Origin of the sequence: Streptomyces sp. NPDC002588, from assembly GCF_040295925.1 — a bacterium.
Taxonomy (GTDB): Bacteria; Actinomycetota; Actinomycetes; order Streptomycetales; family Streptomycetaceae; genus Streptomyces.
Genome location: NZ_JBEOWF010000002.1, coordinates 199581 through 217192, shown reverse-complemented (window position 1 = coordinate 217192; position 17612 = coordinate 199581). Strand labels below are relative to the sequence as shown.

The 17612-nt window shown below is 73.0% G+C and carries 18 protein-coding genes and 2 pseudogenes; 9 read left to right on the top strand and 11 right to left on the bottom strand.

The features are described from left to right. Positions 1 to 130 precede the first annotated feature (130 nt). A complete protein-coding gene (locus tag ABT057_RS03645) occupies positions 131 to 982 on the top strand; it encodes a hypothetical protein (RefSeq protein ID WP_352340768.1) in 852 nt (283 codons plus the stop codon). Between the two features lie 3 nt (positions 983 to 985). Here ABT057_RS03645 and ABT057_RS03640 read toward each other — a convergent pair whose 3' ends face one another. Beyond that, entirely contained in the window at positions 986 to 1549 is a 564-nt protein-coding gene (locus tag ABT057_RS03640) for a TetR/AcrR family transcriptional regulator (RefSeq protein ID WP_352340767.1), read from the bottom strand. After that, entirely contained in the window at positions 1546 to 1908 is a 363-nt protein-coding gene (locus ABT057_RS03635) for a DUF1304 domain-containing protein (RefSeq protein WP_352340974.1), read from the bottom strand. The genes ABT057_RS03640 and ABT057_RS03635 overlap by 4 nt, the downstream gene beginning before the upstream one ends. A gap of 158 nt (positions 1909 to 2066) precedes the next feature. Here ABT057_RS03635 and ABT057_RS03630 point away from each other — a divergent pair, with 158 nt between their 5' ends. Further along, positions 2067 to 2459, top strand: a complete 393-nt coding sequence (locus ABT057_RS03630) for a VOC family protein (RefSeq protein ID WP_352340766.1) — start codon at positions 2067 to 2069, stop codon at positions 2457 to 2459. A 36-nt stretch (positions 2460 to 2495) separates the two neighbouring features. Here ABT057_RS03630 and ABT057_RS03625 read toward each other — a convergent pair whose 3' ends face one another. Next, entirely contained in the window at positions 2496 to 2801 is a 306-nt protein-coding gene (locus ABT057_RS03625) for a DUF4235 domain-containing protein (protein WP_352340765.1), read from the bottom strand. 37 nt (positions 2802 to 2838) lie between these two features. Beyond that, positions 2839 to 3852 carry a glutathione S-transferase family protein gene (locus ABT057_RS03620; RefSeq protein ID WP_352340764.1) on the bottom strand — a complete coding sequence of 338 codons (1014 nt, stop codon included), beginning with the start codon at positions 3850 to 3852 and terminating at the stop codon, positions 2839 to 2841. A gap of 163 nt (positions 3853 to 4015) precedes the next feature. Between ABT057_RS03620 and ABT057_RS03615 the strand changes: the two genes are divergently transcribed. Further along, a complete protein-coding gene (locus ABT057_RS03615) occupies positions 4016 to 5035 on the top strand; it encodes a cation diffusion facilitator family transporter (protein WP_502973764.1) in 1020 nt (339 codons plus the stop codon). 95 nt (positions 5036 to 5130) lie between these two features. Here ABT057_RS03615 and ABT057_RS03610 read toward each other — a convergent pair whose 3' ends face one another. Next, complete coding sequence (locus ABT057_RS03610; RefSeq protein WP_352340763.1) at positions 5131 to 5577, bottom strand: nitroreductase family deazaflavin-dependent oxidoreductase; 447 nt, start codon at positions 5575 to 5577, stop codon at positions 5131 to 5133. Between the two features lie 147 nt (positions 5578 to 5724). After that, complete coding sequence (locus ABT057_RS03605) at positions 5725 to 6348, bottom strand: LysE family transporter (RefSeq protein WP_352340762.1); 624 nt, start codon at positions 6346 to 6348, stop codon at positions 5725 to 5727. Between the two features lie 336 nt (positions 6349 to 6684). On the opposite strand from ABT057_RS03605, the gene ABT057_RS03600 reads away from it, so the two are divergent. Next, on the top strand, positions 6685 to 7902 hold the full coding sequence (locus ABT057_RS03600; RefSeq protein ID WP_352340761.1) for a cytochrome P450: 1218 nt from the start codon (positions 6685 to 6687) through the stop codon (positions 7900 to 7902). An 11-nt stretch (positions 7903 to 7913) separates the two neighbouring features. Further along, on the top strand, positions 7914 to 8150 hold the full coding sequence (locus tag ABT057_RS03595; protein WP_352340760.1) for a ferredoxin: 237 nt from the start codon (positions 7914 to 7916) through the stop codon (positions 8148 to 8150). An 18-nt stretch (positions 8151 to 8168) separates the two neighbouring features. Here the strand turns inward: ABT057_RS03595 and ABT057_RS03590 are convergent. The 3 genes and pseudogenes from ABT057_RS03590 to ABT057_RS03580 all read right to left on the bottom strand — a co-directional run. Next, positions 8169 to 8300 (bottom strand): annotated as a pseudogene (locus tag ABT057_RS03590) (IS481 family transposase); the annotation flags it as partial. Next, positions 8298 to 8432: pseudogene (locus ABT057_RS03585) on the bottom strand (serine hydrolase); the annotation flags it as partial. The pseudogenes ABT057_RS03585 and ABT057_RS03590, both read right to left, overlap by 3 nt. 93 nt (positions 8433 to 8525) lie before the next feature. Beyond that, on the bottom strand, positions 8526 to 9071 hold the full coding sequence (locus tag ABT057_RS03580; protein ID WP_352340759.1) for a TetR/AcrR family transcriptional regulator: 546 nt from the start codon (positions 9069 to 9071) through the stop codon (positions 8526 to 8528). A gap of 105 nt (positions 9072 to 9176) precedes the next feature. Here ABT057_RS03580 and ABT057_RS03575 point away from each other — a divergent pair, with 105 nt between their 5' ends. The 4 genes from ABT057_RS03575 (at position 9177) to ABT057_RS03560 (ending at position 13604) form a co-directional block, all read left to right on the top strand. Beyond that, complete coding sequence (locus ABT057_RS03575) at positions 9177 to 9638, top strand: nuclear transport factor 2 family protein (protein ID WP_352340758.1); 462 nt, start codon at positions 9177 to 9179, stop codon at positions 9636 to 9638. 9 nt (positions 9639 to 9647) lie between these two features. Next, positions 9648 to 10154: a flavoprotein gene (locus ABT057_RS03570; RefSeq protein ID WP_352340757.1), complete on the top strand. Its 507-nt coding sequence runs from the start codon at positions 9648 to 9650 to the stop codon at positions 10152 to 10154. A 93-nt stretch (positions 10155 to 10247) separates the two neighbouring features. Beyond that, on the top strand, positions 10248 to 11216 hold the full coding sequence (locus ABT057_RS03565; RefSeq protein ID WP_352340756.1) for an aldo/keto reductase: 969 nt from the start codon (positions 10248 to 10250) through the stop codon (positions 11214 to 11216). 471 nt (positions 11217 to 11687) lie between these two features. Further along, positions 11688 to 13604, top strand: coding sequence for a ricin-type beta-trefoil lectin domain protein (locus tag ABT057_RS03560; RefSeq protein WP_352340755.1), 1917 nt, complete (start codon positions 11688 to 11690; stop codon positions 13602 to 13604). 29 nt (positions 13605 to 13633) lie between these two features. Here ABT057_RS03560 and ABT057_RS03555 read toward each other — a convergent pair whose 3' ends face one another. Together ABT057_RS03555 and ABT057_RS03550 are read right to left on the bottom strand one after the other, a co-directional pair. Further along, positions 13634 to 14947 (bottom strand): SLC13 family permease, encoded by a 1314-nt coding sequence (locus tag ABT057_RS03555; RefSeq protein WP_352340754.1) that lies wholly within the window; start codon positions 14945 to 14947, stop codon positions 13634 to 13636. A gap of 62 nt (positions 14948 to 15009) precedes the next feature. After that, positions 15010 to 17367, bottom strand: a complete 2358-nt coding sequence (locus tag ABT057_RS03550) for a SpoIIE family protein phosphatase (RefSeq protein ID WP_352340753.1) — start codon at positions 17365 to 17367, stop codon at positions 15010 to 15012. Positions 17368 to 17612 lie beyond the last annotated feature (245 nt).

Below are 17612 nucleotides of genomic sequence, written 5' to 3'. Positions count from 1 at the left end.
CTGTGCGCCTCGGCGGCACCGGCCGGCGGGAAGGTCCCGCGAGTCGCCCCCCGTCGCGGCCCGCTGAACGTTCGGGGCCGCCCCGGCGTCGGAGGAGTACGGTCCGACGGTCGAGGGAACGGGGGCGGACATGCGCGGAGGGATCGTCGTGGTGACGGCGGCACTGATGGCTGCCGTGGGATGCGGCGCGGACGACGACGGAGACGCGATCATCGACTACGGGCCCGCGGTGACCCCGTACAGCGGCTCGCTCCACATCCCCACCAAGGCGGTGGACGAGGACACCCCGCAGGCGCTGCTCCTCGCGTCGGGCGCGGCGGGCCGGGCGCTGGAGTGCGACGGGGAGATCTTCTCGGGCGGCGGGCCCGACGGCTGGGGCGAGGGTGAAGGCGGCGACACCCCCGAGGAGGGGCTGCGGCTCTTCTTCGACATGTTCGACCCGGAGGTGCCCCGCTCCGGATACCGCGTGGAGCGCGAGGAGACCGACCGTGTCCTGTACTCGTACGACGTCGACGGCCGGACCAAGGTCGCGGTGGTCGTCGCCAAGGACCAGAGGGACCGGCCGGGCTGGGGGCCGGAGACCCACGCCTCCTGCGACCCGTTCGAACTCCCCGCGAGCATCGCCGACTCGGGTGACGAGGAGATCTGGACCGACCGCAGCGGCGGAAGGGTCCCGACCACCACCCTCAGCAGTCATGCCGGGGCGGAGCACTGCGGCTGGCGGTCGGCGCACTTCCTGGGGACGGGCCGGGGCGAGGACTACCGGCAGTACGTCCGCGACCCCGGCGGAGTGATCGCGGGCGACCTGCTCACCTCCCCGTACGACGGCGACGTCAGGATGCCCGCCGACGCCCGCGACACCGGATACCGCTACAAGGACCGGCAGCTGTGGCTGACGGAGGACCGGTCCACCGCGTACGTCCGCACGTCCGAGGGCGTGGAGGCCTGGCCCCGGGCGAAGGAGCCGATCGCCTGCCTGTGACCGTCAGCGGCTCGCGTGCAGCGCGACCAGCAACTGCCACACCTGGTCGGCGATCTCGGCGGGCGTGCCGGCCAGATCGCCGTGCAGCCAGTCGGCCAGCACCCCCGCGAAGGTCGCCGCCACGGCGGAGGCCACCAGCGGGGCGTCCGCCGCGCCCGCCCGCTCCCGCTCCCGCAGACTGTAGGCCCGCAGGTCCCGGTGCAGCACCCGGCCGAGCGGTCCGCCGCCACCCGGTGCGAGCAGGGTGCGGTACAGGGCCGTGTGCGGGGTGAGGGAGGCGAAGAACCCCGCCAGCGCGGCCGGTGCCCGCACCGGGTCCGGCCGGCCCTGCCAGGCGTGCAGCGCCTCCACGGCCTCGCGTACGACGTCCGCGCAGGCGTCGACCGCGAGCGATTCCAGGTCGGCGTAGTGCACGTAGAAGGTGGCCCGTCCGACACCCGCCCGCCGCACCAGCGCGGCCACGCCGACCTCCTCCAGGGGGTGTTCGGCGCACTCCTCGAGCAGCGCGGCCCGCAGCCTCGCCCGGGTGCGGGCCGCCCGCGGGTCCTCGGGCTCGCCGCGGCTCACTGCGCGATCAGCACGGCGGCCAGGGCGAGCGCGCCGGGCAGTGCCTGGGCGACCAGGATCCGCCGGTTCGCGGTGGCGGCGCCGTAGACGCCCGCGACGATCACGCAGGACAGGAAGAACACCTGCGCCCGGAAGCCGGTCGGATCACCGGCGACGAGTCCCCACACCAGACCGGCCGCGAGAAACCCGTTGTAGAGGCCCTGGTTGGCGGCCATGGGGGCGGTCCGCCGGGCCAGGTCCGCGTCGAAACCGTGGAAGGACATCCCCGGCTTCCGCTGCCACAGGAACATCTCCATCACCAGGATGTACAGGTGCAGCGCGGCCACCAGCACGACGAGCACGTCCGCCAGGATTTCCATGGTCTCCCTCGACTTCACCGAACAAAACTTCTTGGACAGGTGTCCACTATACCGGGACACCTGTCCAAGAAGTGCGCGGGGGTCGGTGGCCGGCCGGAACGGGGGTATCCGCAAGGAGCCCTGGCGACAACCCTGACGACAACCTGCGGAGGACGGACATGGCACTGGTGAAAGCGGGCGTGGTGGTCCTGGACTGCGTCGAGCCCGAGCAGCTCGCCGAGTTCTACAAGGGGCTGCTCGAGGCCGAGGAGACCGACGCCACCGCCAACCGGGTCGAGATCAGGGGTGCCGACGGAGTCCGTCTCGCCTTCCGCCGCGACGCCAACGCGACGCCGCCGAGCTGGCCCCGTCCCGAGAACTCCCTCCAGGCCCACCTGGACTTCATGGTCGACGACCTCGACGCGACGGAACGCCTGGTCGTCGCCCTCGGCGGCCGCCCCGTGGAGACGAAGGGTCCCGCCGGCCCGCACGAGGAACGCGGCTACGCCGACCCGGCCGGCCACTCCTTCACCCTGCGCCGCGCCCCGTCCACCGCGCCCAAGCAGGGCTGACGGGCCGGTCTCGGAAACGGGCCGGGGCGCGGCACCTCAGTCACGGCCCCCCTTCTCCTTCGCCGGCCACACCCCCGTCGACCGCTCGATGGCCTTCGCCCCCGTGCGGTCGGCGGCGCTGCGCGCGGCGGCGAAGATCGCGCCCTGGAGCGCCGCGGCCAGAATGATCTCGGTCCAGCCGCGGTCGCGGTCCAGGGCGTCGGGTGCGTCGTCCTCGTGCCGGATCGCCTGCCAGGCCTTGCGGAACGCGAGACCCGCCAGCGCTCCGCTCGCCCAGCCGAAGAGGAAGCCGACGGGCTGGTAGACGAGGGGAAGCTTCCTCTTCTTCGTGCGACTGGCCATGGGGTCCTCCTTGTCGTCGACGTGCATGTCCGGTCGGTCAGGGCCGCCCCCGGGAGGGCACCTCCTCGCCCGCGCGCACCGGCCCGGGCGGGGTGCCGTCGCCGAACGGGCGGCCGCCGAGCCGCTCGCGGTGGTGCGGGGTGAGCCAGCCGGAGAGGTCCGGGCCCACGGGCACGATCCTCGTCGGGTTGATGCCGGTGTGCACCTGGTAGTAGTGCCGCTTGATGTGGTCGAAGTCGACCGTGTCACCGAATCCGGGCGTCTGGTAGAGGTCGCGGGCGTACGCCCACAGCACCTGGTTCTCCGTCAGCTTCCAGCGGTTGCACTTGAAGTGGCCGTGGTAGACCGCGTCGAACCGGACCAGCGTGGTGAACAGCCGGATGTCGGCCTCGGTGATCGTGTCCCCCACGAGGTAGCGCCGCCGTCCGAGCCGCGACGCGAGCAGCTCCAGTCGCCGGAAGACGGCCTCGCAGGCCTCCTCGTACTCCTCCTGCTCGCTCGCGAAGCCGGCCCGGTACACCCCGTTGTTGACGTCCTCGTACACCTCGGCCATCACCGCGTCGATCTCGTCGCGCAGCCCTGAGGGATAGAGGTCCGGCGCCCCGGGACGGTGCAGGGCCGTCCACTCGGTGGCGAGGTCCAGGGTGATGTGCTGGTAGTCGTTGGTCACCAGCTCGCCGCTCGGCACGTCCACGACGGCGGGCACGCTCACCCCGCCCGGGTGGTCGCGCTCCCGCTTCTCGTAGGCCTCCGCGAGGTAGCGGATCCCGAGCACCGGATCGCGGCCCCCGGGGTCGAGGGTGAACCGCCAGCTGCGGTCGTCCTGGACCGGGTCGGCGACCGCCATCGACAGCGCGTCCTCGAGACCGAGCAGCCGCCGTGAGATCACCGCCCGGCTCGCCCACGGGCAGGCACGGCTGACCACCAGCCGGTAGCGTCCCGCCTCCACCGGCCGGCCGCCCGAGCCGTCCGCGGTGATGCGGTCCACGAAGTGGCTCTTGGACCGCCGGAACCGCTCGTGCCCGTACGCGCTGTTGCCGCCGCCGTTCATGTGTTCCCGCTCCTTTCAGGTCCTCCTGCCGACCGGGTTCCCCGAGTTCTCCGGGTTTCCCCGGTTTCCCGGTTTCGCGGCTTCCCGGTTTCCGGGTGTCCCGGATTCCCGATTTCCGCCGGCCGCGCGGTGTGAGCCCGTCCGACCGGGGCAGTCGGCCCGCGTGAGTGGGACATCCTCGAAGACATCCGCGGAAACGTCCGCGCAGACCTCGGCGCGTGCGGCCTCCGACACCCGGGCCGACAGCAGGACGCGCCTGACCGTCCTGGTGGCGCTCGCCGCCAACCTCGTCATCGCCGTGGCCAAGGCCGTCGGCGGCCTGTTCGCGGGCTCGCCCGCACTGCTGTCGGAAGCCGCGCACTCCGTTGCCGACAGCCTCAACGAGGTGTTCCTCCTCGCCGCGCTGCGCCGAAGCCGGCGCCCGGCCGACCGGCGCCACCCCTTCGGCTACGGCAAGGAACGCTTCTTCTGGTCGCTCCTCGCCGCCGTGGGGATCTTCGTCATGGGCGGTTGCTTCTCCTTCTTCCAGGGCGTCGAGGCCCTCAGGAGCGGCGCCGAGGAGACGTTCGGCGGCTATGTGGCGGGCTTCATCGTCCTCGGTGTCGCCTTCCTCGCCGAGGGGGCCTCCCTCCTGCGCGCCCTGTTCCAGGTGCGCCGGCAGGGCGGCACGGCGACAGGGCTGCGCGACCCCGCCCTGCGCACGGTCGTCGCCGAGGACGGCACGGCCGTACTGGGGGTCACGCTGGCCGCGATCGGCATGGCCCTGCACATGGTCACCGGGAACGTGGTGTGGGAGGCGTCCGCCTCGCTCGCGATCGGCGCCCTGCTCGTCTACGTCGCCTACCGCCTCGGCCGGGACGCCCGCGACCAGCTCATCGGCGAGGCCGCCGACCCCGAGACCTCCGACCGCATCCGGTCCCTGCTGGACGCGCAGCCGGAGATCGACAGCGTGGAGGCCGTGTTCACGATGAAGATGGGCCTCGACGCGGTTCTCGTCGCCGTCCGTGTGGACCTGATGCCGGGCCTGGACAGCGAGCGGGTCGAGGAGGTCGCCGTACGGATCAAGCGCTCCGTCGCGGGCGCGATCCCGGAGGCCGGCGAGATCTTCCTCGACGTGACCGACCGCCCCGCGCGCGAGGCATGGGAAAGCCCCGCCGCGACGGGGGAGCGCGGCGGGGCCTGACTGTCGGGTGCCCGGTGCGGGTCCGTTCATGCCGGCCCGTGGCGGAGTTTTCCACGAGACCCGCCACATGCCCCGACGGTCCGCGTCCGCCCGGGTCAGCCCGCGGACGGCGCCACGACGAACACCGGGATCTCCCGGTCCGTCTTCTTCTGGTAGTCGGCGTACGGCGGGTACGCGGCGACGGCACGCTCCCACCACTCGGCCTTCTCCGCACCGGTGACCTCACGGGCCGTCATGTCCTGCTTCTCGGCCCCGTCCTGCAGCTCCACATGCGGGTCGGCCTGGATGTTGTGGTACCAGACCGGGTGCTTGGGCGCCCCGCCCTGGGAGGCGACCAGGGCGTACTCCCCCTCGTGCTCGACCCTCATCAGCGGCGTCTTGCGGATCTTCCCGCTGCGCGCGCCCCGCGTGGTCAGCAGGATCACCGGCAGCCCCGTGTCCCGCAGGGTCGTCCCCTTGGTTCCGCCCGAGCTCTCGTACAACTCCACCTGTTCGCGCACCCACTGGGTCGGGCTGGGCTCGTACTCGCCTTCGAGGGGCATGGCATCCGTCCTCTTCGTCACGTCGTCGGTCCGACTGGCACTCGGCTTCAACACCGGTACCCCCGGGATTCATCCGTACCGGATTCCCTCCCGGGTACGCCATGACGCCACAGGTGATCGCGTGGCCCACCCGCCGCCCGGACCCGCCTACGTCACCATGGCCGCCGCCAGCACGGTCATCACCCCGCTCGACACGAGCGCCGTCACCAGCCGCCCCCGGTGTCCGGTCAGTGCCCGGCCGAGCAGCGCGCCGCTCCCGGCGAGCAGCAGCTGCCAGCTCGCCGACGCGGCGAACGCCGCCAGCACGAACACGCCCTGGTCCAGGGGCCGTACGGCGTCCGTGGTGCCGGAGCCGAGCACCAGCGCGGCGAAGTACACGATGGTGGTCGGGTTGAGCAGGGTGATGCCGAGCAGGCCGAGGTAGGCCCGGGCGGGGTTCGGCGGGGGAGGCGCGGAACGGGTGGCGAGCCGGTGGGCCCGGTACCGGCGCACGGCCGTCAGCGCGCCGCGCGCCGCGAGGACCAGCAGGACCAGAGCGGAGACCCAGCGCAGCGGATCCAGAACCGGCCGCAGCGCGGCCGCGAGGGCGGAGCCCCCGACGGTGGCCAGCAGGGCGTAGAGCCCGTCGGCGGTGGCCACGCCGAGCGCGGCGCACGCACCGGTGCGCAGGGACGTACGGGCGGTGAGGGAGACGAGATAGGTGCCGACGGCGCCGACGGGCACGGCGATGCCGTAGCCCGCGACCAGGCCCGCGACGAGCGCGGCCGTCACGGGCGCGCGGGATCGGGCCTCCGGGGAGCGCCGGGCTGCTGCTGGAGCCGCGCCGGGCGGACGGCGTCGGACAGCGGCGGCAGGGGGCGGACGAGAGTGTGCATGGCCGGATCCTGCGGGGTGCCCGGCCCGGCGGCAAGCGAATTTCCCCGTGGGCCCGTCGCGGTCCACCTGAAACGACGGTCCGGAGCGGCCCGTTCCGGCCAATTCGCCCCTTTGGGTGATCTGGCCGAACTCTGCGTCGTCCTATAGATGCCCGGGGCATCTAATGAAGATCGGCACGACAGATCGGCACGACAGACCAGCACGCCGCACCCTTCGTCTGCGAGGTCTCCCATGACGGACGTGACGGACTCGACGCAACTCCTGGCCCCCGTCGCCTTCCCCCAGGACCGCACCTGCCCCTACCACCCGCCCACCGCCTACGACCCCCTGCGCGCCGCCCGGCCGCTGACCCGCGTCACCCTCTACGACGGCCGTACCGCCTGGCTGGTCTCCGGCCACGACACGGCCCGCGCCCTGCTCGCCGACCCCCGGCTGTCCACCGACCGCACCCGCGCCGGCTACCCGGCGACCTCACCGCGCTTCAAGGCGCTGCTCGACCGCCGGGCCGCGCTGCTGAACGTCGACGACCCCGAGCACCACGCCCAGCGCCGCATGCTGGTGTCGAGCTTCACCCTGAAACGCGCCACCGCGATGCGGCCGGCCATCCAGCGGATCGTCGACGAGCGGATCGACGCCATGCTCGCCCAGGGCCCGCCGGCCGAACTGGTCTCCGCCTTCGCGCTGCCCGTGCCCTCGACGGTGATCTGCGAACTGCTCGGCGTGCCGTACGCCGACCACGAGTTCTTCGAGGAGCAGTCCCGGCGGCTGCTGCGCAGCCGGGACGTGGCCGAGGTGCGCGACGCCCGAGACCGGCTCGACACCTACCTCGGGGCCCTGATCGACCGCAAACTGGACGGCCCGCCCGGCGACGGCGTCCTGGACGTCCTGGTCCACGAACGGCTCGGCGACGGCACGGTGGACCGCGAGGGCGCCATCGCCTTCGCCACCATCCTGCTGGTGGCAGGTCACGAGACGACCGCCAACATGATCTCCCTCGGCACGTACACCCTGCTCCAGCACCCCGAGCGGCTGGCGGAACTGCGCGCCGACCCCTCGCTGGTGCCGACCGCCGTCGAGGAGCTGATGCGGCTGCTGTCGATCGCCGACGGGCTGCTCCGGCTGGCCACCGAGGACATCGAGGTGGCCGGGACGACGATCCGGGCCGGGGACGGCGTGGTCTTCTCGACCTCGGTCATCAACCGCGACGAGAGCGCCTACCCCGATCCCGACACCCTCGACTGGCACCGCCCCGCCCGCCACCACGTGGCGTTCGGCTTCGGCATCCACCAGTGCCTCGGCCAGAACCTGGCCCGCGCGGAACTGGAGATCGCTCTGCGCACCCTCTTCGAACGGCTTCCCGGCCTCGCGCTCGCGATCCCGGCCGAGGAGGTCCGCTTCAAGCCGGGCGACACCATCCAGGGGATGCTGGAACTCCCCGTGACCTGGTGAGGGGCAGGCCCATGCCCGACGGCACCCAGCACGGGACACCCCGCGGCACGCGCATCGAGATCGACACGGGCGTCTGTATCGGCGCCGGTCAGTGCGCCCTCGCCGCCCCGGGTGTCTTCACCCAGGACGACGACGGTTTCAGCACGCTGCTGCCCGGCCGGGAGGACGGCGGCGGCGACCCGATGGTCCGGGAGGCCGCGCGGGCCTGCCCGGTCGGCGCCGTCAAGGTGTCGGACCCGGCCGGGTGACACCGGGCCCCAGGTGTCTTGACCCGCAGCGTTGTTGACACGGCTGATCGGTGGCCGGCCGCCGACTGCGGTGTGGCGGCGGTGGTGGTCGTGGGTGTGCAGGAAGTCCGCCAGGGCTTCGGTGCGTTCGGTGTTGCCGGCGCAGGGCCGCAGCCTGTGGCGGTCCACCAGGGGCAGCGCCACCGCCCCGCTGAACGCCTTCGCCGTGCTCGCGATCCGCATGCGGTCGGATGTGCGGGGCGGTCGGGTGGTCGCGAGTTCGGCGACCCCGGCCCGCACGACCAGCGGAACACGGGGATGAGGGCTCCGGGGAATTGAACGGTACGGAAGGCCGTGGCCCAGCGGGCAAGGAGTGGCCACGTGCGCCCGTGCACGTCACCCCAGCAGCCGCCGCGCCGCCTCCCGCGCCTCCGCCGCCGCCCCGGTGCCCCCGCCGATGCCCGCCGTCACCATGGCGCCCTCGGCCAGCAGGAACAGCGGCCCGGTCAGGGCGCCGGGCAGTCCCGCGTCGGCGACCAGTGTGCCGAGGTACTCCCGGAACGCCCCCTTGTGCGCGCGCACCTGACGCGCCACCCGCTCCGAGGTCGCGCCCAGCTCGCCGTACGCGTTGATCCAGGCGCACCCGCGGAAGTCCGGCTCGCCGAACCACTCCTCGAGCCAGTCGAACACGGCGAGGATCCGCTCCCGGGGATCCTCGCGCCGCTCGGCGAACTCCGCGAGCCGCTCCCGCCAGCGTCCGTCCCGCCGCTCGAGGTAGGCCTCCACGAGCAGTTCCTTCGCCGGGAAGAGCTGGTACAGCCGCTTGAGCGACACCCCCGAGGCGCTCCGGACGTCGTCCATCCCCACGGACTGCACGCCCCGCCCGTAGAACAGCCGCTCCGCGGCGTCGAGCGCCTGCTCACGCGCCGTCGCGCTGTCCATGACCGACCACCACTCCTCGGGTTTCCTTGACCGGAGAACGACCGTTCTCTACGGTGGCAGCATAGTCGGAGAACGAGCGTTCTCCCTTTCGTCGAGGAGCCCCCCGTGTCCGACCCCCGCCCGCCCCTGCCGCCTTTCACCCGGGAGACCGCCGCACAGAAGGTCCAGGCCGCCGAGGACGCCTGGAACACCCGCGACCCGCAGAAGGTCGCCCTCGCCTACTCCGAGAACTCCGTCTGGCGCAACCGCGACACCTTCCTCACCGGGCGCGCCGCGATCGTGGAGTTCCTCACCGCCAAGTGGGCCCGCGAGCGCGAGTACGCCCTGCGCAAGGACCTGTGGGCCTTCGACGGCAACCGCATCGCCGTCCGCTTCCAGTACGAGTCGCAGGACACCGACGGCCGGTGGTGGCGCTCCTACGGCAACGAGCTCTGGGAGTTCGACGAGCACGGGCTGATGACCCGGCGCGAGGCGAGCATCAACGACGTGCCGGTCGAGGAGGCCGACCTGCGCATCCACGGCCCGCGCCCCGCCTCCGAACACGGACTGCCGTTCCCCCTTCAGTAGGGTTCCCGGGTGACCGAACAGCCTGAGCAGCCGCCCTTCCTCTACGTCGTCGTCTGCGCCGCCGGCATCGCCTCGGGCGTCGGCCGGCTCATCGCCGCCGCTCAGGAACAGGGGTGGGACGTCGGCGTCATCGCCACACCGCACGCCATGAACGGCTTCTTCGACACCGCCGCCGTCGAGGAGCGGACCGGCCGCCCGATCCGCTCCGCCTGGCGGCGCCCCGGGGACCCGCGCCCGTTCCCCGACCCGGACGCGGTCGTCGTCGCCCCGGCCACCTTCAACACGATCAACAAATGGGCGGCCGGCATCGCCGACACCCTCGCGCTCGGCACCCTGTGCGAGGTGGCGGGGACAGGTGTCCCGATCGGCGTGCAGCCCTGCGTGTCCGCCGCGCTCGCCGCCCATCCCGCCTACCAGGACAGTCTGATACGACTGCGCGGGATGGGCGTCCGCTTCGGACTCCCGTACGACGGCGCGGACTTCGGCTGGGAGCGGGCACTGGACCTGGTGGAGTGAGCCGGACCGCGACGGGCGGGAGATCCGACGGCTCCGGCGTGCGGTGCGCATACGCTCCGGGTGTACCCCACACCGACGTCAGGAGCAGCGACGATGCAGTACGTGAAGCTCGGTTCGACGGGTCTGGACGTGTCGCGGATCTGTCTGGGCTGCATGACCTACGGCGTTCCCGACCGCGGCACACACGAGTGGACCCTCGACGAGGAGGCGTCCCGGCCGCTGATCCGGCAGGCGCTGGAGGCGGGCGTCAACTTCTTCGACACGGCGAACGTCTACTCCGACGGCACCAGCGAGGAGATCGTCGGCAGGGCGCTGCGCGATTTCGCCCGCCGCGACGAGATCGTGCTCGCGACGAAGGTGCACGGCCGGATGCGTCCCGGCCCCAACGGCGGCGGCCTCTCCCGCAAGGCCGTCCTGTCCGAGCTCGACCACAGCCTCGCCCGCCTCGGGACGGACCACATCGACCTCTACCAGATCCACCGCTTCGACCCGCACACCCCCGTCGAGGAGACGATGGAGGCGCTGCACGACGTGGTCAAGGCGGGCAAGGTCCGCTACATCGGGGCGAGTTCGATGTACGCCTGGCAGTTCTCCAAGATGCAGTACACCGCCGAACGGCACGGCTGGACGAAGTTCGTCTCCATGCAGAACCACTACAACCTCCTCTACCGCGAGGAGGAGCGCGAGATGCTGCCGCTCTGCGCCGACCAGGGCGTCGGCGTGCTGCCCTGGAGCCCGCTGGCCCGCGGCCGCCTCACCCGCGACTGGGGGACACGGACCGAGCGCAGCTCCACGGACGGTTTCGGCGACATGCTCTACCCGGAGGGCGACCGGGCGATCGTCGAGGCCGTCACCCGCATCGCCGAGACGCGGGGCGTCCCCCGCGCGCAGGTGGCCCTCGCCTGGCTCCTCCACCAGGACACGGTGACCGCCCCGATCGTCGGAGCGGCCAGGCCCGGGCATCTCGAGGACGCGGTGGCCGCTCTGGAACTGACCCTGACGGACAAGGAGTTGGAGGAACTGGAGCAGCCCTACGGCCCGCATCCCGTGGCCGGCCACTGAGCGGGCCGACGGGGCCCTGCGGCATGAACTCCCTGCCGCAGGGCCCCCGGCTCCTTAATCTTGAGCCGGACCCGAGCACCCGGGGGTGCCCATATTCCGGGTGCGGTACGGGAGGCCTCCCGGCGCGTACCGGGACGGAATGCGCGCCGAATTACCCTCCCGAAAGGGACACCAATACCGTGACCGTCCCGAAAAGGCGATCGTCCACTGACGAATCGTCAAAATCCTTGGGCGGGTGCACTGTGCACGAAACCGCGAGATCTCTTGTTCCTCCTGGTCCGGCTGTGCAAAGGTGGGCCGTGTCGGCGCACGGACTACGTTTTTTCTCCTCTGTGCGCACGAGGTTCCTGTGTTCCGCCACATCCCCCACGCTTCAGAAGAGCCGTCCCGTTGCGGGTCGCACAGGTACCGAACCCTGCCTATTGTCGCGTGTCCACGCCCCCCGGACATGCCCCCAGGAGGAATGCAGCCGTGAATGACGCAGGCCTGTCGAATTCCCCTTCGGCTCGCCGCCTCGACGCGACGGACGAACAGCTGAGCTCCGAACTGACGCAGTGGACGGGAGAGTCCCCCGCCCTGTATCCCGTCGGCGAACTGCTGGACCGGCACTGGGAGGCGGCCTTCGCCTACGCGCGGCTGTGCACCGACGGAGAGCGCGCGGCCGGCATGCTCACCACCGCGGCGTTCACCCGGCTGTTCGGCGCGACCCAGCGGCAGGACGGCCCGACGGCCGCCTGGCGCCCCCATCTGCTGGCCACCGTCCGCCGGATCGCCACCGAGTGGGACGCCGACGGCCCCCGCGACCTGCTCCACCCCGAGCTGCGGTCCGACGACGGCGACAGCGACCGCGCCGCGGCCCGGACGCTCCCGCCCGCCAACCGCCGCCTGCTGGCCCGCGCGTTCCAGCGGCTGCCCCAGTCGGCCCGCTGCCTGCTCTGGCACACCGAGGCCGAGGCCGAACCCCTGGCGATCCCGGCCGGCCTGCTCGGCCTCGACGAGGAGGGCGCCCGCGTCGAACTGCGCCGCTCCCGCGAGCGCTTGCGCGAGGAGGTCCTCCAGGTCCACCGCGAATTCGCCACCGACGACGAGTGCCACCGCTACCACCGGCTGCTGGACGTCACCTGCCGGCGCGGCGGCGTGGACGTCGACCCCGACCTGCACGCCCACACGGAGGCCTGCCGGCACTGCGCCCACACCGCCGACCAACTCCTGCAGTTCGAGGGCCTCTTGGGCATGGCCCTGGCCGAGGGCATCCTCGGCTGGGGGGCCGGCGCCTACCTCGAGATGCGGGCCACCGCGGACGGCCGTGAACGCACCCCCGCGCCGCGGACGGAGCGCGGCCCGGCCGATGTCGGCGAGGCCTTCGGCGACGAGCTGTTCGGGGCGACCGGGGTGCCCGGTACGGCGGTCGAGCGGGCGGTACGCGAGAGCGCCGTCGACGCCGGAGCGGGCCCCGCGGCCGACAGCCGTTCCGCGTCCCGGCGTTCGGACCGCAAGGCGGCCCGCCGCGTCCGTCGCCGCAACCTCGCCGCCGCCGTCCTCACGGTCAGCGGAATGGTGGTCCTGCCGCTCGCGGTGTGGGCGGCCATCGGCTCGGACGGCGGGTCGGGCGGGACCGCCGGAAAGGCCGCGGAGACCCCGTCCGCGGGCACCGACACCGCCACCGACACCCCGTCCTGGATCGCCGACGAGGAGACCCAGGGCACCCTGCACGGCCGGCTGCACAACGTCGCGTCCGGGCTGTGCATCGGTGTCGTCGGCGGCAAGGTCGTCAAGAACGCCGAGGCGGAGCTCGCCACCTGCTCGGCAGACGCCGGCCAGCAGTGGACGTACGAGACCGACGGGCTGCTGCGCAGCACCGCCGACCCCGGTCTGTGCCTCGACTCCCACCTGGGCTACGCGGTGCAGCTGGGCGCGTGCACGGACTCCTCCGACGCGGCCGCCAAGAACATCCGCTACGACTTCACCCTCCAGGGCACGCTGGTCCCGCGTTCCGACCAGAACCTGGCGCTCGCGCCCGCCGCCACCGACGGCTCGGGCGCCCTGGTCCTGAAGGCCCGCGCGGAGGGCACCGCACAGCGCTGGGTGATCGACACCTCGCAGCCCGACCCGCAGATGGAGTTCGTCAACTGGGGCGCCGACAGCAGCCCGTCGAGCACCCCGGCGCCGTCGCCCGGCACCAAGTCGGCGAAGACCGGGGTTCCCGGACCGACGCCGTCCACCACCCCCTCGTCGAGCCCGAAGCCGAAGAGCTCCTCCTCCGGCTCGTCGAGCGGCACCTCCTGCACGTACTACTGCAGCTGGGACGGCCGGTCGGGCTCGTCGGGCGGTTCCGGATGGGGCTACGGCGGCTACGGCGGGAGCGGCTACGGCGGCGGGCGCCGCTGAGCGACGGGGTGAGGCCGGGGCGCGGCGGGTCAGACCACCTGGAGCGAGGCCCACAGCGCCACGACCGCCCCCACCAGCGTGGCCGGCACGGTCAGCAGACCCAGCCGGGTGAACTCCCCGAGCCCGACGCGCTCCGCGCGCTCCCGCACCACCCGCCGCCACAGCAGCGTCGCCAGCGATCCGGCGTACGTCAGGTTCGGGCCGATGTTCACCCCGAGCAGCACCGCGAGGACGGGCCCGGCGCCGGCCGGGGCGGCGAGCGGGACGAGGACCAGGACCGCGGGCAGGTTGTTGATCAGGTTGGCGAGGACGGCGGCCGACGCGGCGACGCCCAGCAGGGCGAGCAGCCCCGAGCCGCCGGGCAGGGCGTGCCGCAGCGCGCCGGCGAGCCCGTTGTCGACGACCGCCCGTACCACGATCCCGAGCGCGAGCACGAACGCCAGGAACCCCGGGGCCGCCGACCGCACCACTGCCACCGGCGTCACCCGCCGCCGCGCCAGCGCCCGCCCGGCCATGACCAGCGCGCCTGCGAACGCGGCCCAGGCCGGTTCGATCCCGAGCGCCGAGGCCCCCACGAACCCGGCGAGCGTGCAGCCCACCGTGACCAGCGCGAACAGCGGCAGCTCGGGCGCCGGGCCGGCGCCCGGAGCAGGCCGCGCGGCGGGCAGGTCGGCGGCGAAGAAACGCCGGAAGACCGCGTACTCGACGCCCACCGCGACCAGCCAGGGCAGTGCCATGAGCGCCGCGAACCGGGTGAAGCTCAGCCCGCTCGCGGTGAACGCGAGCAGGTTCGTCAGGTTGGAGACCGGCAGCAGCAGCGAGGCCGTGTTCGACAGGTGGGCGCAGGCGTACACATGCGGTTTTGAACGCACCTCCATCCGGGCGGCGGTCGCGAACACCACCGGTGTCAGCAGCACCACGGTCGCGTCCAGGCTCAGTACGGCGGTGACGACCGAGGCCAGCACGAACACCGCGGTGAGCAGCCGCCGCGGCCGGCCCGCCGCCCGCCGGGCCATCCACGCTCCGCACGCCGTGAAGAGCCCCTCCACATCGCACAGGTGTGCGAGGACCAGGACGGCTGCGAGGAACCCGACGACCGGGCCGAGCCGCTCCGCCTCCGTGAGCGCGTGCTGAGGTGAGATCGCCCCCAGCGCGATCGCCGCGGCCGCGGCCGGGACGGCGACGAAGGCCTCCGACCGCCCGGCGGGGCGCAGCACGGCCCACACCAGCGAGGCGACGAGCAGAGATACGGACAGGGTCTCGGCGAGCGGGGTGTTCAGGGGGAACTCCGGGGCGGGGGGTGATCGGGCCCGCCCAACGAACTGGTTCGGGTGCCGGTCCATGAAAACACGCCCGGGTAAAGCGCCCCCAAAGGGTGACGGCCCCACACCTTCGCAGGCGCGCCTCACTCCTCCCCGGACAACTCCAGCTCCGCCCAGATCGTCTTGCCCTCGGTCGTGTGGCGGCTGCCCCAGCGCTGAGTGAGCTGGGCGACCAGCAGCAGCCCGCGGCCGCCCTCGTCCCAGGTCTTCGCCCGGCGCAGATGCGGCGCCGTGTGGCTGGTGTCGGACACCTCGCAGATCAGCGTCACCGCGTCATGGATCAGCCGCAGCCGGATCGGGTGCGCACCGTACCGGATGGCGTTGGTGACCAGCTCGCTCACCACCAGCTCGGTCGTGAACGACGCCTCGCTCAGCCCCCAGCGGGTGAGCTGCTCAACGACCTGCCTGCGCACCGGCCCGACGAGCGAAGGGTCGGCCGGGATGTCCCAGGTCGAGACCTGGGAGGCGGGCAGCCCCCGGGTGCGCGCGATCAGCAGCGCCACGTCGTCGGAGACCCCGCCGGCCGGCAGCGCGGCGTGCAGCACCCGGTCGCAGATCTCGTCGAGGGAGTCCGAGTACGCGGCGAGCGCCTCGCCCAGCAGCCGGTGGCCGGCCCGCCCCCGGGACTCGAGCAGACCGTCGGTGTAGAACGCCAGGACGCTTCCCTCGGGCAGGTCCAGCTCGGTCGACTCGAACGGCAGCCCTCCCACGCCCAGCGCGGGCCCCGCGGGCAGCTCGACCCGGTGCGCCACCCCGCCGGGCCGCAGCAGCACCGGCTGGGGATGCCCGGCCCGGGCGAGGACGCACCGCCGTGACACCGGGTCGTAGACCGCGTAGAGGCAGGTCGCGCCGACCTCGCCGGGGCTGCCCTCGCTCCCGGCCTCCTCGGAGAGCCGTACGACGAGGTCGTCGAGGTGGGTGAGCAGTTCGTCGGGGGCCAGGTCGATGTCGGCGAGGGTGCGTACGGCGGTGCGCAGCCGGCCCATCGTGGCCGAGGCCTGGATGCCGTGTCCGACCACGTCCCCGACGATCATGGCGACCCGCATCCCGGACAGCGGGATCACGTCGAACCAGTCGCCGCCCACCCCGGTGCGGGCGGCCGGCAGATAGCGGGAGGCGGCGTCGACGGCGGCAGTGCGCGGCAGGCTGCGCGGCAGGAGACTGCGCTGCAGAGCAAGGGCGGTGTCGCGCTCGCGGGAGTACCGGCGGGCGTTGTCGATGCAGACGGCGGCCCGGGCGGTGATCTCCTCCGCGAGCAGCACGTCGTCGGTGGTGAACGGGTCCGGCCGCCGAAACCGGGAGAAGACCGCGACCCCGAGGGTCGTGCCCCGCGCCCGGATCGGCACGGACATCGTGGAGTGGATGCCGAACTCGTGCACCCGCGCCGCACGCAGCGGGTCCCAGGACAGCCACGCCTCCAGGTCGGCCACGGACATCACGATGGTGCGGCCCGCGACCAGCGAGTCGGCCTGCGGCGACCCGGCGGGATACTGCTGGACCTCACCCGGTTTGGCCACCGCCATCGCGTTGCCGCGGCCGGCCTGGTGGTGGGCGGCGCGGCGCAGGCTCAGCGGGGTGGCGAACAGGGCGGGAGGCTCCTCGTTCTCCCGCGGGTCCAGCAGGTCGACGCTGACGAAGTCGGCGAGCGCGGGGACGCAGACCTCCGCCAGCTCCTGGGCCGTCCGGGTGACGTCGAGTGTGCTGCCGATGCGCACACTCGCCTCGTTGACCAGCTGGAGCCGTTCGCGGGCGAGGTAGTTCTCGGTGAAGTCGTGGAGGGCCACGCACACCCCCCGCACCCGGCCCTCGGCGTCGACGACCGGCGCGAACCGCGCCAGCCAGGCGTGCGCGTGGTCCTCGCCGCCGGTGCGGGCGTACGTCTGGACGTCCTGGGCCTGCCCGTCGGCGAGCACCCGGACCATGTGCTCCTCCATCTCCGCGCTCTGCGCCCAGCCGCTGATCTCGGAGAGTCTGAGCCCTCTGATGCGTTCCTCGGGCAGCCCCACGACCCGGGTCATCGCCTCGTTGATCCCGGCCAGCCGAAGCCGCTCGTCGTACACCGCGACGGCACAGGGCGACTGGACCAGCGCCGCCATGGCCAGCGGGTCGCCGGGGGAGCGGGGGCCATTGCCGGTGAGAGGGGTCACCACGAGCCAGGAGCCCGGCGCGGTGTCCTCGGGCGGTCGGTGGTGCGCGAGCAGCCAGACCCGTACGGCGGTGCCGTCCCGGTGGCGCAAAGTGAGCGTTCCGTCCCAGCGGGGACCGACCGGCACCGGAGTGGGTCCCTCGGCCACCAGCTCACGGGCGGGCCGGCCCAGGACCTCGGCCGGGGTCCAGCCCAGCAGGGCCCGTGCGCCCTCGTTCCACTCGACGAGCGTGCCGGTGCCGTCGACGACCACCCGGGCCGTCGCGGCCTCGTCGAACGGATATTCCGGACTCATGGTCGCCACTCCATCGCGGACACACACAGTGAACAGACGCGCCACACCCGCTTCAGAATAGTCCGTCCCGTTCTCGGGGGAGGGGGGACCGGGTGGTCGGAAGGGGGACGTGAACACGTCCACACCGTTCCCGGTCAAGGGGTGATTCCGGCCGAAGTGGGCCCGTTGGCGCCGCGCCTCACCCGTGGGACGGGAGGGCGTCTCCGGCCCCTTGACGGGCACGAGTGGCCCGTCGTCAGATTCTG